The organism is Agrobacterium deltaense RV3, assembly GCF_900013505.1.
GTDB lineage: Bacteria > Pseudomonadota > Alphaproteobacteria > Rhizobiales > Rhizobiaceae > Agrobacterium > Agrobacterium leguminum.
Genome location: NZ_LT009745.1, coordinates 2,814,444 through 2,831,041 on the forward strand (window position 1 = coordinate 2,814,444; position 16,598 = coordinate 2,831,041).

Genomic DNA, 16,598 nt, shown 5'->3' on the forward strand with positions numbered 1-16,598 from the left:
TCACTCGCGGTCAGTGTCAAAGGAAATCGTTCAATCGTGGTGGAAGGTTTCTTCCATCATCGCCCACCACTCGCCTTCCTTCCGGCTTTCGAGCGGTTGCTGGCAGGGAATGGTGAAGGACCACCATTCCTGGTTCTTGGGGCTCGCGGCCATCTTCGCCATGTCGGCGCTGATATCGCTGCCGTGATATTCCCAGTAGCCGAAGAGCAGATTTTCCGGCTCGCGCAGGAAGATCGTGTAGTTGCGGATATTGCAGTCGCTGATAAGCGCCAGAATTTCAGGCCACACAGCCGCATGCAGCCTTTTATACTCCGCGATCATCTCCGGTTTGACGCCTATGACCATGCCCATGCGCTGCATGAAAAACTCCGTTATTGCTTGATGGTGGCGAGCGCAGCGCGCAGCTTCGACTGTGGCAGGCTCAATCCCAGCCGTTCCGCTGCGGCAATGATCGGGGCGAAGCGGCGACGCTTCTTTTCATCGTGGTTGCCGGCGATATCGGAGAGCCGATGCGCCAGAAAGGGGTTGCGCAAACGCTCCCGCAGCACGCCAATATAGGCCTGCGCATCATCTCCCATGCCTTCAGCGGCAAAGACCGGCAAAACCTCGTCCCGCCAAAGCGTCTCCAGACCCGCAACGAGAGCATCGTCGGCCATTGCCTGACGCACCGTCTCGTCCTTCGCACGCGCATCCTGCAACCAGCGTTCCGCCAGATAGGAATGGCCGAGATTGAGCAGGAAAAGCTTCAGCTTTTCATAGTGATCGAGATCGTCCGTCAGCACCACGGCAGGGTGCGTGCAGGGAAGGACAAGCCCGTCCTGCTTCTCGATTGCCCATAGCGCATAGGGTTCCGCCACCGCACCCACCGGGTCGATAGGCTCGGAGACGATGCGATCCACCAGACTATTGGCAAAACGGCACTTCTCATTCAGATAAAAGGCAAAACCCGCCGGCAATTGCCACTCATCGGCAAGCCGGCGAATGACCTGTTTCAGCTTTTCGCCATTGCGCGGCACGAGTTCGCAGGGGAAGATGGACACAGGTGCTTCCGGATTGCGCTGAAAACGCTCCAGCAGCAACATGCAGAGTTTCGCCGGAAAGCTTTTCGGTACAACCGTGAAATCGCCAGCAAGCCCGGCATTATCCGCCGAATCCAGCTCATAACCGCGATCGCCCGTATTGGACAGAATAACCTCGGCCTTGCAGGCAAGGCGGCGCACTTCGGCCCAGTCGGTCGCAGCCGTCAGCGCCCGCGCGACAGCCCCGCCCTGAATTTCCTCATCCACTTCCTGCCCATCGCGGATGCCACGAATACGCACGGGGTAGGGGGCGCCGCTGTTCAGCGCCGCAACACGCTTCTGGCTCTCCGCATTGCCGGTCGTCTGGACAATCGCGATGCGCCCGAGAGCCTCGCCCTTGTCCAGCGCCTGCGAAACAAAGAGATCCGCATGCGCCAGAAGAAAGCGGCTGGTGCCGAATTGCAGGATGGGCGTATCGGGCGTCATGCGACCTCCACCATGCCCTTGATAACTCCGGCCTTCGGATCGGTCAGACCAGCGAATCTGGAGGGCACATCGGCAAGCGTCATGCGATGGGTGATCAGCGCTTCCGGTACCTTGCCTTCCCGCAGCGCCTGCAGGACGCGTTCGAAATCCTGAGGCGTGGCATTGCGGCTGCCGAGCAGCGTCGTCTCCCGCTTGTGGAACTCCGGATCGTTGAAGCTGATATCGCTGGCGACGATGGAGACCAGCACATAGGAACCGCCATGGCCGACAAAGGAAAAGCCGCGCTCCATGGCTTTCGGATTGCCGGTCGCATCGAAGACCGCATCGAAAAAATCGCCGCCGGTGATGTCGGAGAGGCGATCCCTGTCGCCCTCGCCGAGCGCCACCGTGTGTGCGACGCCGAGGTGCTCCTTACAGAAATCCAGCCGGTCGGTGCGTCCGTCGATCATCGTTACTTCGCCGCCATCGAGAACCGCAAAAACCGCAACCGCCATGCCAATCGGGCCGGCGCCGACGATCAGAACCTTCTGCCCCTTCTCGACTGCGCCACGGTGCACCGCATGCGCACCGATAGCCAGAAATTCGGTCATCGCCGCCTGGTCGAGGCTCAGCCCCTCCGCCTTCAACACGAATTGCTGCGGCACGCTCAGATATTCGACCATGCCGCCATCGCGATGAACGCCCAGCACACCGATATTGCGGCAGCAATTGCTCTTGCCCTTCAGGCAGGCGCTACATTCGCCGCACGAGATATAGGGAATGACGGTGACCACATCGCCGGCGGACAGATGGCTGCCTTGCGGCGCTTCTTCCACCGTGCCGGAAAGCTCATGGCCCATGATACGGGGATAGGAAAGATAAGGCTGGTTGCCGGTGAAGATGTGCAGGTCCGTGCCGCAAACCCCGATGCGGCGAATACGCACCAGCACTTCACCTTCGCCACGGACTGGTTTCGGCAGTTCCTTGGAGACGAGTTGACCTGGGGTTTCGCAGAAAATCGCCAGCATGCATCACCTGTGGGAAAGGGAATAAAAACGGATGGCGTTACCGCCGAAAACTGCCGCATGGTCCTCTGCCGGCACGATATCGCGGCAGAAATCCAGCCATGCCTGATAATCGCCCGCCAGCCGCAACACCGGCCAGTCGCTGCCAAAAATCACGCGGTTGCCGCCAAAGAGTTCCAGGATGGTCTCGGCATAAGGCCGTACCGCTTCCGGCCGCTGCTCACCGCGCTCGGTCAGCAGACCGGAGAGTTTACAATGGACATTCGGGAGAGCCGCCAGAGCGGCCATATCCTTACGCCAGTCGCTGTAGTGACCGGTAGCAATCAGGGGCTTCGCGCCATGGTCGATGACGACCGCCAATTGCGGATGGCGGCGGGCAAAGGCGAGGAGATGCGGCAGATTAGGCGGCAGGACCAGCGCATCGAACGTCAGACCATGTTTTACCAGCGCCGCCACGGCGGGATCGAGTGCCGGATCATCGATCCAGGCGACATCCTCCATGCCCTGCAACATCGGGCGGACACCCTTGAATGCCGGATGTTTTGCCCGACGGGCGATTTCACTCGCTGCATCGGCGGATTTCATGCCCACCCAGCCGACCACACCCTTGATGAAATCGGTCTTTTCCGCCAGGTCCAGCATGAAATCCGTGTCGGCCGCCGTCTCCATCGTCTGAACTAGCACGGTGCCGGAAACGCCGGCAGCGGCCAGCAAAGGCGACAGGTCGGCGGGGAGAAAATCCCGGTAGATGGCGGCGAGCGACGGCGGCGGCCACTGCCCGGCGCGATCTTTCATCAGCCAGAAATGCTGGTGAGCGTCGATGAGCATTGACTCAGGCCTTCCCGCCGGGCACCGGCGCGCCTTCAGCAATCAGGCCGCGCCTGTGCAGTTCGGACCAGAATTCATCCGGGATAGACTGCTCGAACCATTCGATATTGGAGGCGAGCTGCTGCGCATTGCGCGCACCCGAAACGACCGTGACCGACGCCGGATGGGCAAGCGGAAATTGCAGCGCGGCCGCCTGCAGCGATACGCCGAGTTCCTCGCAAACACCCTGCAGCGCATCGACACGCGTGAGAATATCGGCAGGCGCGTCGGCATAATTGAATTTGCGGTTGCCGGCCAGAATGCCCGAATTGAATGCACCGGCGACAACGAGGGCGACACCGCTTTCAGCGCAACGGTTCATGAAAGCAAGGCTCTGCTGCTCCAGCAGCGTATAACGACCGGCGAGCATGGCGACGTCGATATCGAAGACATCCATGGCGTCGCTGACGATTTCCCACTCATTGACGCCGAGGCCGACGGCCCCCGTCGATCCTTCCTCGCGCAGCTTGCCAAGCGCGCGGAAGCCACCGCCGGTGGTCAGCTGCTCCCAGTAATGCTGGTGCTTTTCGCCATGGGTGAAGGAGCCGATATCATGCACATAAAGAATATCCGGCTTCAGAACGCCGAGCCGTTGCTGGCTTGCTTCGAAGGAACGCAGGATACCGTCATAGGAGTAATCATAGACCGGGCGGAACGGCAGGGGCGCTATATAGGCATCCTCCTCCGGACCCACGGTCTCGTCAGGCACCATCACACGGCCGACCTTGGTGCTGAGCGTATATTCGCTCCGGTCATGCTCCGTCACCATTGTGCCTATGCGACGCTCCGACCGCGTATAGCCATAAAACGGCGCGGTATCGAAATAACGCATGCCGCTTTCCCATGCCTTGTCGAACGCACCCTTGGACTCTTCATAGGGCGTGACGCGGTAGAGATTACCCATCTGGGCGCAACCGAGGCCCATGACGGTGACGTCGACGGTGCGGCGCGGCAATTTACGTGTATCGGAGACTTTCATCGCAGGGACTTTCCAGCTTGTCTTTGGAAAGACGCGCCGCCGCAAAGCGGCGCGTCATCACGCAATCAATAAAGAACGTTCTTGGCTTCCGGCTTTTCGATATTGTCCTTGGTGACAACAACGACGCCGGTGTCGACGAACTTTTCGACCTTTTCCTTGCCGATGAGCTTGGAAATGGTCTCTACGCCCTTTTCACCCATCTGATAGGAACCCTGAACCACAATACCGGCCAGCGTGCCATCCTTGACGAAGCCCTGAAGGTCCTGGTTGCCGTCGAAGCCGATGGCGACAACCTTGCCGGCCTTGCCGCTCTGCGCGAGCGCGCGACCGACGCCGATTGCCGTCGGCTCATTGGCGCCGAAAATGCCCTTAAGGTCGGAATTGGCGGCCAGAACGTCGGTCGTCTGGTTCAGCGCGGTCGCCATCTGCGACTGCGAATAGAACGGTCCAACGATCTTCAGGTTGGAGTTCATCTGGATGTAATCGGTGAAACCGCCGACACGGCCGATTTCCGAACCGGCACCGGCGACATAGGACATGACGGCGATCTTGCCTTCCTTGCCCACCTTGTCGATCAGCGCCTGCGCTGCCAGTTCACCGGCTTTCTTGTTATCGGTCGCCAGGAACGACTGGTAATATTGCTCCGAGCCCTTCGCGAGCTGCGAGTCGATCAGAACCACCGGAATACGGGCTTCCCAGGCCTTTTTCACGGCAGGCACCAGCGCGTCCGGATCGGAAGGTGCAAGAACAATGCCTGCGACCTTACGGTTGATGGCGTTTTCGACCATGTTGACCTGGTCGGCAATGGCGGACTCGGCAGCCGGACCCTGGAAGGTCATGGTGTTGCCGGAAGAGTTCTTCATTGCCGCATCAGCGCCCTTCTGGACGTTCTGCCAGAAGGTGGAGTTGACGGTTTTGACGATGACGGCGATTTCACCGGCCTGCACGGTGGAAACGCTCCACAGCGCAATTGCGGATGTCAGAAGGGCAGTCGCAATTTTCTTCATTTCTTCCTCCGTGATGTCGGCATACCGGGCCTCCCCTTGCCGATCTTTTTTGCGGAAAGGGTCCGCAGGCCCTTGATCAGCGGCGGTTGCGCAACTGGTCGATCCAGACGGTGACCAGAATGACGAGGCCGATGATGATCTGTTGTGTGAAGGCGGAGACGCCATTCATGTTGAGACCGTTGCGCAGGATGCCAATGACGAAGGCGCCGATGGCCGTACCGGAAATCGTTCCCACGCCGCCGATCAGCGATGTGCCGCCGATAACGGCGCTGGCAATGGCGTCCAGCTCGTACATCACACCCTCGTTCGGCTGGGCGGTGACGAGGCGAGACATCAGCACGCAGCCCGTCAGCCCGGCGAGCGTGCCGGACAGGATGTAGGTGAAATTTGTGACGCGGGCGACATTGACGCCGGAAAGGCGCGCGGCTTCGGCGTTGGAACCGACAGCGTAAATGTGACGGCCGAGGATCGAGCGGTTGAGCATGAAGGAAACCGCAAGCGCAATCACCACCATCAGGATGACGGGGTAGGGGATGCCGGGAAACACCACATTCGGAAAGCCGTCGTCACCGATGGTGACGATGCGGAAGAGGGCGCCATTGCCGAGTTCGCCGAAAGATTCGCCAAGCCCGGAGACGGCGCGCGCACCGGTGATCTGCAGCGCCACGCCACGGGCGATCAGCATCATGCCGAGGGTGGCGATGAAGGGCGGCAGCTTGAAACGGGTGACCAGAAGACCGTTGATGAGACCGCAGAGCGACCCCGTGAGAATACCGAGCAACATGCCGACCGGCACCGGCATGCCGAGTTCCTTCACCGCAAGGGCGGCGACGACACCGGCAAGCGCAAGCACCGAACCGACGGAAAGATCGATGCCGCCGGTGATGATGACACAGGTAGCCCCGATGCCGAGCAACGCGATGGACGTGACCTGCAACGCAATCGTCATGCCGTTATTGACGGTGAAGAAGGCGCTGCTGGTGGCGGAAAAGACCGCGACAAGCGCAAAGAGGCTGCCAAGTGCGGCAAACTTCTGGATAATGTCCTTCTGGCGGTCGCTGACTGCGAAGCTCTTCTTGGGTTCTGCAATATTGGCCATGTCGTTCCTCACTGCGCGGTCCGGCCGTAACCGGACGCATACCGCATGATTTCTTCCTGATTGGTCTTGGCGGTTTCGAGCACGCCCGTAATCCGGCCCTGGTGGAAAACGGCGATACGATCCGTCAGCCCAAGAATTTCCGGCAGTTCCGAACTGATGAGAATGACGCCGATGCCCTGCGCGGCGAGCTCGTCCATGATCTTGTAGATCGCGAATTTCGCGCCGACATCGATGCCGCGTGTCGGCTCGTCGAAAAACAGCACGCGAGATTGCCGGAACAACCATTTGCCGATGATGATTTTCTGCTGATTGCCGCCGGAAAGCAGCCGCACCGTCTGCCCGATCGAGGGAGTACGGATATTCAGGAGATCGACGTAGCGCTTTGCCACATCGTCATGTTTCTTGAAATCGATCAGCCCGAAACGGTTGGAAACCTCGCCGAGATTGGCAAGCGTCGTATTGGCCGCCACCGACATCTTGATGGCGAGGCCATCGCTTTTGCGGTCTTCCGAGAGATAGGCGATGCCCTCCTCGATGGCGTCCTGCGGCGAGCTGATCGAAAGCTCCCGCCCGTTGAAAACGATCCTGCCAGCATCAAGCGGATCTGCGCCGAAGATGGCCCGGGCGACTTCGGTGCGGCCAGCACCCATCAGCCCGGCAAAGCCAAGGATTTCGCCACGTCGCAGCGAAAAACCGACGTCGTGGAACACGCCGCTGCGTGTTAGGCCCTCGACGGAAAAAATAACATCTTCCGTGGGGCGCGATGTACGCTCGGGGAATTTGTCTTCCAGCGAACGCCCGACCATGCGCGTGACGATGTCGTCAACGGTGATCGAAGCGAAATCGTCGGTCGAAATATAACGTCCATCGCGCAGAACCGTCACACGGTCGACGATTTCGGCCATTTCATCGAGACGGTGGGAAATATAAACGATTCCGACACCGGATGCCTTGAGATCGCGAATGACCTTGAACAGGAGCCGGGTTTCCTGCTCGGTCAGCGAAGACGTCGGCTCATCCATGATGAGCACTTCAGCGTCAAGAGAAAGCGCCTTGGCGATTTCCACCATCTGACATTGGGCAACTGAAAGACCGCGGACGATCTGGTCGGGGTCGATGTCGACACCCAACCGGTCGAGACAGCGCTTGGCATCGAGGCGCAGCTTCTTGCGGTCGACGAGGAAACCGCGACGCGGTTCGCGCGCAAGATAGATGTTTTCGGCGACGGAAAGATGCGGAACGAGGTTGAGTTCCTGATGAATGATGGCGATGCCGGCAGCTTCGGACTCCAGCGGCGATGCATATTGCACCTTCACGCCTTTATGAAGGATGGTGCCGTCGCTCGGCTGATAGACGCCGCTGACGATCTTCATCAGCGTCGATTTTCCCGCACCATTCTCACCGCAGACGGCATGCACCTCGCCGGCGCGCAGATCGAAATGCACGTTCGACAGTGCTTTGACGCCGGGAAATTCCTTGCTGATATTATCCAGGCGCAGAAGCACCGCGCGCTGTCCATGCGCCATCTGTTCAGGCGAAAAATCGCCCCGAATTGTCGATGCGCCCTGCGACATCTGGAAACCTCCCACCCGTATCCCCGCTCCACCGGGGCCATGAACAGGCCAAATGGTTAGGCCGGTTTTTCAGAATGGTCAAGCCAATTAGGCCAAAATTTGCGAAGCCATATCCAAAGCGGAAGCGCCACATGAAACAATAACCAATAATAAATGATTTATTTCATATGCTTAAGTAATTCCTTGCGTATTGAGACGCATGGCGTTACGGTAAGGCCAAATACGAATTGCAGACAGGACTCGTCGAAAAACACATGAGTGGTCAGGCCAAAATAGCGGAACCGCGCAGGCTTTATCAGCAGATTGCGGACCAGATACGCGAACTCATCGATATGGGTGAATTCCTGCCCGGCACGCGGCTTCCCGCCGAACGCGAACTGGCACAGAAGCTCGGCGTATCGAGGCCTTCCTTGCGCGAGGCGCTGATTGCGCTTGAAATCGACAACACCGTCGAAATTCGCATGGGTTCCGGGGTTTATGTGTCGGCGGAAGCGTTGCAGACGACCCACCATACCAAATCGCTGGGTGACAGCCCCTCCGAACTGATGCAGGCGCGCGCCGCGCTGGAGGGTGCCACCATCGTGCTGGCGACAAGCCGGATGACCGATGAGACAATCGCGGCCCTCCGCCAGATACTCAATACCATGCAGCGGGAAATCGAGGCCGGCCGCAAGCCTCTGGATCAGGATCGGCTGTTTCACGTCACCATCGCCGAGCAATCCGGTAACAGCGTTTTGGCCCGAATGGTGGCCAACCTCTTCGATGAGCGCCACAGCCCCATTTCGGCCCAGCTTCGCGTGAAATTCGAAGACCGCGACACTTGGACCCATGCGCTTCAGGAACACGAGGCCATTCTGGCAGCGCTTGAACTGAAAGACCCGCTACTGGCGCAGGCCGCCATGCATACCCATCTGGAAGGTTCGAAGAGACGCTGGGTCGAAAACTGATCTGGAAACATAGCAGGCAATATACCGGGAGGAGGAAAACCCGTGAGTGAGAATTCCGAGGCAACCATTTTGCTGAACGCCAACGACAATGTTGCGGTGGCACGTCGGTCCATTCCGGCCGGCGGCGCGACGGGCAGGGGCGATCTGGCGGCGCTCGAGCTGATCGGGCGCGGGCACAAGGTGGCCCTCAAATTCATCAAATCGGGCGATGAGGTGCTGAAATACGGACAGGTCATCGGTATCGCAACCCAGGATATCGAGCCCGGCCGCCACGTGCACCTGCACAATCTCGCCATGGTGCCTTCCGAACACGCGCATCAGTTCAGCGTTGATATCGAAGAAAAGGGCATGGTCCCGGAAGCCGAACGCCGGACGTTCAAGGGTTATGACCGTGGCCTCGGTGGCGTCGGAACACGAAACTATATCGGCGTCATCGCTTCGGTGAACTGTTCCGCCACGGTCTCGCGTAACATCGCGGATTATTTCAACAAGCAGGGCGGCCTTGATGGTTTCGACAATGTCGATGGCGTCGTGGCGCTGACCCATGGCGGCGGCTGTGCGCTGAATACGAAATCGGAAGGTTACCGCCTGCTGATCCGCACTATTCAGGGCTATGCCCGCCACCCGAATTTCGGCGGCATTCTGCTGATCGGCCTCGGTTGTGAAACCAACCAGATCGCGCCCATTCTCGAACATTACAAGATGGAAGAGGGTGAGCGGCTGCGCACCATGACGATCCAGCAGCATGGCGGCACCCGCAAGACGATCGATGCGGCGATTGCCGAGATCAAGGCCATGCTACCGATGGTCAATGCCGCCCGCCGAACGGAGCAACCGCTTTCCAAGCTGAAGGTAGCACTGGAATGCGGCGGCTCGGATGGTTATTCCGGCATTTCCGCCAACCCGGCTCTGGGTTATGCCTCCGACCTCATCGTCCGCAACGGTGGAACCACGGTCCTCTCCGAGACGCCGGAGATTTACGGCGCTGAACACCTCCTGACGAAGCGCGCCGTCACACCTGCCGTCGCCGAAAAGCTGCTACAGCGTATCGACTGGTGGCGTGATTATACCGCCCGCAATGGCGACGAACTGAATAACAACCCCTCCCACGGCAATAAGCTTGGCGGCCTCACCACCATTCTGGAAAAATCGCTGGGCGCGGTCGCCAAGGGCGGCTCCATGCCGCTGAAGGCGGTTTATGAATTCGCCGAAACCGTAACGGAGCAGGGTTTCGTCTTCATGGATACGCCCGGCTATGACCCCGTTGCGGTCACCGGCCAGGTCGCCGGCGGCTGCAACGTCATCTGTTTCACCACCGGCCGCGGCTCGGTTTCGGGCTTCAAGCCGTCACCATGCATCAAGATCGCCACCAATTCCGAAATGTATGAACACATGAAGGAAGACATGGATATCAATTGCGGTGAGATCGTCACCGGCGCTGAAACCATCGAGGAATCCGGCAAACGAATTTTCGAGCATATTCTGGCGGTGGCCTCCGGCGAAAAGACCGTCAGTGAGATCTACGACTACGGCGACAATGAATTTGTACCGTGGCAGGTCGGCGCAGTGACCTGAACCCGTCGCACCAAGACTGTCCCACGTGAAACAAAGGCCCGGAAAGTGTTTTCCGGGCCTTCGTTATTCCTAGCTGTTTCCGCGTTTAGTGGCGGAAGTGGCGCATGCCGGTAAAAACCATCGCCACATTGTGCTCATTCGCGGCGTCAATCACTTCCTGATCGCGCATGGAGCCGCCCGGCTGGATGACGGCGGTGGCACCTGCGGCAATCGCGGCGAGCAAACCGTCGGCAAAGGGATAAAATGCTTCCGAAGCGACGGCGGAGCCGCGCGTCAACGGTTCGGCAAGGCCAAGAGCCTTGGCGGCATCTTCCGCCTTCTGGGCAGCGATACGGGCCGAATCCACACGGCTCATCTGGCCCGCGCCGATGCCAGCCGTCTGCCCGTCCTTGGCGTAAATGACGGCATTGGACTTCACATGCTTTGCGATCTTGAAGGCAAATTTCATATCTTCAAGTTCCTGCGGCGTCGGCGCACGCTTGGTGACGACCTTGAGGTCGAGATCCTCGACCATGCCATTGTCGCGGCTCTGCACCAACAGGCCGCCCGAGACGGTCTTCGCGGTAATGCCCGCCGCGCGGGGATCAGGCAGGCCGCCAGCGGCCAGAAGGCGCAGGTTCGGCTTGCGGGCAATGATGGACTTCGCTTCTTCGGTAACATCAGGCGCGATGATGACTTCAGTGAAGAGTTTGACGATTTCTTCCGCCGTTTCCGCATCGAGCGTGCGGTTCAGGGCGATGACGCCGCCAAAGGCCGACACGGAATCGCATGCCAGCGCCCGCCGGTAAGCTTCGGCAAGTGTCGGACCCGTCGCCACGCCGCAGGGATTGGCGTGCTTGATGATGGCGACTGCCGGCGCATTTTCCGGCAGGAATTCCGCCACGAGCTCGTAAGCTGCATCGGTGTCATTGATGTTGTTATAGGAAAGCTGCTTGCCCTGAAGAAGCGTGGCCGTTGCAACGCCCGGACGCTTTTCGCCGGTGAGGTAAAAACCAGCGCTCTGATGCGGGTTTTCGCCATACCGCATCTTTTCCTTCAGCGCGCCGCCGATGGCGCGGTAATCCGGTGTTTCGATCGCAAGCGCCTCGGCAAACCAGTTGGAAATCACCGCATCATAGGCGGCGGTGCGGGCATAGGCCTTGGCGGCAAAACGCTGGCGCAGCGCATAGGATGTCTGGCCGTCATCGGCCTGCAGGGCTTCAACCAGATCGGGATAGTCAGACGGATCGGTAACCACCGTGACATAGGCATGGTTCTTGGCGGAAGCGCGGATCATCGCCGGGCCGCCAATATCGATGTTCTCCACCGTCGTCGGATAATCGCCGCCCTTGGCGCGAACTTCCTCGAAGGGATAGAGATTGATGACCGAGAGATCGATTGCCTCGATGCCGTGCGCCTTCATCGCCTCGACATGCTCTGCATCGTCCCGGATGGCCAGAAGCCCGCCATGGACATTGGGATGCAGCGTCTTGACGCGACCGTCCATGATCTCGGGAAAATTCGTTACGTCGGAGACATCCGTCACCGGCAAGCCTGCTTCGGCAATGGCCTTCGCCGTTCCACCGGTCGACAGAAGCTTGACGCCAAGCTTCGACAGAACCGTCGCCAGCTCGATAATGTCAGTCTTGTCGGACACGGAAAGAAGCGCCGTGCGGATTTTGACCTTATCGGGGGCGGGGATTTTTTTGGACACGACGGCCATCAGGCATACTCCGTTTAACGGGGAGGACAGGCTGGAATGGGATTGATCCAGCAACTGCCGCCGCGTTAACACAGCTTACCGGATTAATAAACAGCGGGGATGCCGAACGGTGAAAACTATGGTGGTTTTTGACCGGCACCGCCGGAAATTGTCTAAGCCTGGCGTTCGATGAGCCAGCGGATTTCCCGCGTATTTGCGAGATTGAAGGGGAGTTCGATCTGCTGCGACGGGCGCATACCGGACGCATCGGCCATGAAGACATCCTCGGTGACGAAAAGCTCCAGCCCCGGTGCGGAAAACAGCCAGACGGTTCCATCCGCTGCCTCCAGATAGGCGGACTCCTCATCCCGCTGGTGTATCTGAATGTGGGGATGAATATGGAAACGTGAAACCGCCGTGACCGACTGCAATTGCGTTTTTACCGCACTCGCATCGGCCCGAAGCAGATCGCGACCCTTTATCTTGGTGCCGGCCGCATTCAATTCTATTTCCCGCTCATGGTGGCAGCCGAAATTCTGCAAATAGCCGTCATGAGACGCCCACAGGATGTCATTGCCGTTCGCATCCGTTCCACGCCGGCTGTCGACGTGGCTGACGCCCGATACCATGATCGGACCAAGCAGCCGCGAGCGTGACAGTCTGCACGATGATGTATCCGCAAGCGTGACGGTGGAATGCGCCGCCGTGGAACGGCTGGCCCGCTGATATTCCGGCGCGGCGTTTCGTGGAAAGCCGGAATTGACGATGAAGCGGTTCTTGCCACAGGACATTTCGAAAGACAGGCAACCCGAATGGGCATTGCGTGAAAGCTCCGCCGAGCCGGGATAGCCCGTATCCACGATGATGACCGTATCGTCCGTCGCAAGCCGGTGGTAGTTCACGTCCGGCAGAACCTTGGAGGGCCGGCCGGCCGTTTCATCATAGCGCAGCACGGAAACAAGCTCATTGGCGAGCGTCGCCGTAGCGCCGTTGAACAGCGCGAGATCGCCGCCCTGATGCCGGAAGAACCGGATCGCCGGGAACATGCGGTCTATCGCCGGCACCAGGCCGGATGGCAGATCATGGCCCAGATTGATATAACTTTGCCGAAGCGGCAGGAGATCGAGCAGCAGGTCCAGCATGACGCGTGGATTGCGGGAAACATGCCCGCCATCGGGCAGAATCTGGCGTTCCATTTCCTGAGCCAGCTTCATTCCATTCCGCGTGATCCGCGAAAGACGCGTTGGCATGGCGATGGAAGCCATGGCCAAGGCAATCCTGATCCTCAGCCGCGCTTCGCCATCGGGCGCGTGTCGGACGATTCTTTCGAGATAGCGCACGTGAAAGGCGAGGCTTTTCAGGAACCGGCGATAAAAACCGGCATCGGCCTCGTATAAAACCACGGGAGAGTGCGAAAGCCAGGCAATCAGCCTTTGCGCGGCGATTTCCGGCGACCAGGCAGTGCCTGCAAGCCGTTTGCCATGAAGCACCATCCATTCCGCAACGATACGACGCGCCCGTTTGCAGGCCTCGCTCGATTTATCGGAGCGAATATGCCTTAGCCAACTGAATGCATGCAGCCGTTCTTCAAAGACCGCCGAGGGATATTCCACCTGAAATGGCGAAGCTCCGCCGGTTTCGACGACACGCCCGGCCAGCGCGATGCGGCCCCGCAACAGTTCCTCGGCGAAATAGGGATCGATGGCTCTGAGATCGGTCGGCGCCGCCACCAGACCATCTGGCGCACGGGTGGCAAATCGCGACACATGCAGGCGCAAAGGGGTGAGGCCGACACACAGATGACGATACGCCATCCGCGACAGAAGACCGGCGGCATTCATGCTGCCTGCAAAGGACCCTAACAAGCTGTGTTTCCCGTTTCACATGTTTTGTTTTTATCAGTGAACCGCGACGACCGGAACGTTTTCGATAAATATCTAATGATTCGCGAAAGCTTGGCTTTTTTCTACTTCTTACGCAAGACACTGCTAAAAAACCCATCGACGCCGCCGAACATGTCCGGTGTCGTGCGAAGATCGCCATCGGGGCTGATAGCCGCTTCCATTCCGGGCCAATCCTCGCGGCGGACGGCAACACGCTCCACACCCGGATTTTCCGCCAGAACCTCGGCAATCATCGCTTCTCCTTCGGAAGGATCGAGCGAGCAATTGGAGAAGACCACCAGGCCGCCGGGGCCAACAAGCGTCAGCGCATGCCGCAGCATCTGGCCCTGAAGGGCAGCGAGTTTGGCAATGTCGTTCTCATCCTTGGTCCAGCAGACATCGGGATGTTTGCGAAGTGTCCCGGTGGAAGAACAGGGCGCGTCGAGGAGGACCGCGTCAAAAAGCTGTTCCGGCTGGTACTTCAGCATATTGGCTTCCACCGTTTCGGCGCGGAGTCCAAGCCGGTCGAGATTTTCCCTGAGGCGACGAAGACGGTTACCGGACTGATCCAGCGCCGTCACATTGGCGCCCGCCAGTGCAAGCTGCGCGGTCTTGCCACCCGGAGCAGCACAGAGATCTGCGACACGTTTACCCGCTATGTCGCCCATAAGCCGAACCGGCATGCTGGCGGCGAGATCCTGCACCCACCACGCACCTTCAGCGAAGCCTTCAAGCGACGGGATCTGCCCCTCGAATTCACCCAGGCGCACGCTGCCATTCGGCATGAGCGTACCGCCCAGTTTTTCCGCCCAGAGAGCAGGATCAGCCTTGATCGTCAGATCAATTGAGGAGGGTGTCAGCTGCGCCTCCGAAATCCTTTGCGCAACCTCATTGCCGTAAGCGGAAACAAGCCGCGCATGGAACCAGTCCGGCAGTACCGGAACGCCGACGACAGCCTTCTCGATATCCGCTTTTTCACGACCGAGCCGTCGAAGAACGGCGTTCACCAGTTTGACGAAACGCCGGTTGCGCGGATCGCGGTGAGCTTGCTCCACGGCGAGATCGACAGCGGAATGATCCGGCACATCGAGGTAAAGCATCTGCGCCGCACCGACGACGAGAACGTGATGCAGCGAACGCGCGCCCTGCGGCAGCGGCCCATCCAGCAGCATCGACAATGCCGTTTCAATCCGCGGGAGGTGCCGAAGCGCGCTGTTGACGATGGCTCTCACCAGCGCCCGGTCCGCAAGCGACAGGGCTCGATAGACGGGATTGCCGTTTTCGCTATCGAGCATCCCATCCAGCGAGGTCTTCTTTTCCAGAACGGCCGCCAGAATGCGGGTCGCGGCGATGCGCGCGGCGAGACCCGGCTTGTCGTGGAAAGACGAAGGGCCGTCTTCACGGCCCCTCCCATTTGCTGGTCTCGGTTTTCTGGACCGCGCCGGCTTATTCTGAATATCGGATGTCAAGACCACGGCCCCTTGCGCTCGTTTTCATTGCCGCGTCCCCAGCCTGTTTTGGGAACGGAGCCTGATTTGCGCAGAGGTCTATCACCCGATGGCGGCGGCGTCGATCCTCGCGGGGAAAACTCCTGTGCCATGGCATGCAGCGCGGCCACGCGGTTTTCCGTATTCGGATGGGTGGAGAAGAGATTGTCCATGCGCTCGCCGGAAAGCGGATTGATGATGAACATATGCGCCGTTGCCGGGTTACGCTCGGCATCGTCATTGTGGATGCGCTGCGCCATGCCCGAAATCTTCTGCAAGGCGGAAGCAAGCCAGAGCGGATTGCCGCAGATTTCCGCGCCGCGCCGGTCAGCGGAATATTCCCGCGTGCGGCTGATCGCCATCTGCACCAGCATCGCTGCCAGCGGCGCCACGATCATCGCGACCAGCACGCCGATAAATCCGAGCGGATTATTGTTGTTCTCCCGGTTGCCGCCGAAGAAGAAGGCAAAATTGCCGAGCATGGAGATGGCGCCGGCCAGCGTGGCGGTAATTGTCATGGTCAGCGTGTCCCGGTTCTGCACATGCGCAAGCTCATGCGCCATGACACCGGCCACTTCCTCGGGCGTGAGACGCTCCAGCAGTCCTGTCGAAGCGGCAACAGCGGCATTCTGCGGATTCCGCCCGGTCGCGAAGGCATTGGGTTGCGGGCTATCGTAAATATAAACCTTCGGCATCGGCAGACCGGCATTCTGCGACAGGTCGCGGATCATGTGAAAAAATTCGAGCGCATTCGCCTCGTCGATCTCCCGCGCATGATAGGCGGAGAGAACCATCTTGTCAGAGTTCCAGTAGGAAAAAATATTCATACCGGCCGCGATGACCAGGGCAATCATCATGCCGCCCTTGCCGCCAATCAGAAAACCGACACCCATGAACAATGCGGTCATGAAGGCCAGAAGCATTGCCGTGCGCATCATGTTCATCCGTTAAACTCTCCTCGTCACTCACCGGGAATATTCCGGGGTTTAT

14 protein-coding genes are annotated in these 16,598 nt (G+C 59.4%); 2 read left to right on the forward strand and 12 right to left on the reverse strand.

The window, feature by feature from the left end:
* Positions 1-30 precede the first annotated feature (30 nt).
* The 8 genes from AGR7B_RS14075 to AGR7B_RS14110 form a co-directional block, all read right to left on the reverse strand.
* A complete protein-coding gene (locus AGR7B_RS14075) occupies positions 31-360 on the reverse strand; it encodes an L-rhamnose mutarotase (RefSeq protein ID WP_080856896.1) in 330 nt (109 codons plus the stop codon).
* An 11-nt stretch (positions 361-371) separates the two neighbouring features.
* Positions 372-1,505 (reverse strand): mannitol dehydrogenase family protein, encoded by a 1,134-nt coding sequence (locus AGR7B_RS14080; protein ID WP_080856897.1) that lies wholly within the window; start codon positions 1,503-1,505, stop codon positions 372-374.
* Positions 1,502-2,512: a zinc-binding alcohol dehydrogenase family protein gene (locus AGR7B_RS14085; protein WP_080856898.1), complete on the reverse strand. Its 1,011-nt coding sequence runs from the start codon at positions 2,510-2,512 to the stop codon at positions 1,502-1,504. Before AGR7B_RS14085 ends, AGR7B_RS14080 begins: the two co-directional genes overlap by 4 nt.
* A 3-nt stretch (positions 2,513-2,515) precedes the next feature.
* Positions 2,516-3,337, reverse strand: coding sequence for an amidohydrolase family protein (locus AGR7B_RS14090; protein WP_080856899.1), 822 nt, complete (start codon positions 3,335-3,337; stop codon positions 2,516-2,518).
* Positions 3,338-3,341: 4 nt separating this feature from the next.
* Entirely contained in the window at positions 3,342-4,355 is a 1,014-nt protein-coding gene (locus AGR7B_RS14095; RefSeq protein WP_080856900.1) for an aldo/keto reductase, read from the reverse strand.
* Between the two features lie 65 nt (positions 4,356-4,420).
* Entirely contained in the window at positions 4,421-5,362 is a 942-nt protein-coding gene (locus AGR7B_RS14100) for an ABC transporter substrate-binding protein (RefSeq protein WP_003520222.1), read from the reverse strand.
* Positions 5,363-5,438: 76 nt separating this feature from the next.
* Positions 5,439-6,461: an ABC transporter permease gene (locus AGR7B_RS14105; protein ID WP_065656837.1), complete on the reverse strand. Its 1,023-nt coding sequence runs from the start codon at positions 6,459-6,461 to the stop codon at positions 5,439-5,441.
* 8 nt (positions 6,462-6,469) lie between these two features.
* Entirely contained in the window at positions 6,470-8,035 is a 1,566-nt protein-coding gene (locus AGR7B_RS14110) for a sugar ABC transporter ATP-binding protein (protein ID WP_161987780.1), read from the reverse strand.
* Between the two features lie 254 nt (positions 8,036-8,289).
* Between AGR7B_RS14110 and AGR7B_RS14115 the strand changes: the two genes are divergently transcribed.
* Both AGR7B_RS14115 and AGR7B_RS14120 read left to right on the forward strand, forming a co-directional pair.
* Entirely contained in the window at positions 8,290-8,982 is a 693-nt protein-coding gene (locus tag AGR7B_RS14115) for a FadR/GntR family transcriptional regulator (protein ID WP_080856901.1), read from the forward strand.
* Positions 8,983-9,024: 42 nt separating this feature from the next.
* Positions 9,025-10,557, forward strand: coding sequence for a UxaA family hydrolase (locus AGR7B_RS14120; protein WP_080856902.1), 1,533 nt, complete (start codon positions 9,025-9,027; stop codon positions 10,555-10,557).
* Positions 10,558-10,642: 85 nt separating this feature from the next.
* Here the strand turns inward: AGR7B_RS14120 and purH are convergent, their stop codons facing one another.
* The 4 genes from purH to htpX form a co-directional block, all read right to left on the reverse strand.
* Positions 10,643-12,259: a bifunctional phosphoribosylaminoimidazolecarboxamide formyltransferase/IMP cyclohydrolase gene (gene purH / locus AGR7B_RS14125; protein WP_078052276.1), complete on the reverse strand. Its 1,617-nt coding sequence runs from the start codon at positions 12,257-12,259 to the stop codon at positions 10,643-10,645.
* Between the two features lie 152 nt (positions 12,260-12,411).
* Positions 12,412-14,079, reverse strand: coding sequence for a heparinase II/III family protein (locus tag AGR7B_RS14130; protein WP_162934161.1), 1,668 nt, complete (start codon positions 14,077-14,079; stop codon positions 12,412-12,414).
* Positions 14,080-14,204: 125 nt separating this feature from the next.
* The gene (locus tag AGR7B_RS14135; protein WP_080856903.1) at positions 14,205-15,590 is read right to left on the reverse strand and encodes an RsmB/NOP family class I SAM-dependent RNA methyltransferase; all 1,386 of its coding nucleotides are present in this window, start codon (positions 15,588-15,590) and stop codon (positions 14,205-14,207) included.
* The gene (gene htpX, locus AGR7B_RS14140) at positions 15,587-16,552 is read right to left on the reverse strand and encodes a zinc metalloprotease HtpX (protein ID WP_080856904.1); all 966 of its coding nucleotides are present in this window, start codon (positions 16,550-16,552) and stop codon (positions 15,587-15,589) included. The genes AGR7B_RS14135 and htpX overlap by 4 nt, the downstream gene beginning before the upstream one ends.
* Between the last annotated feature and the right edge of the window lie 46 nt (positions 16,553-16,598).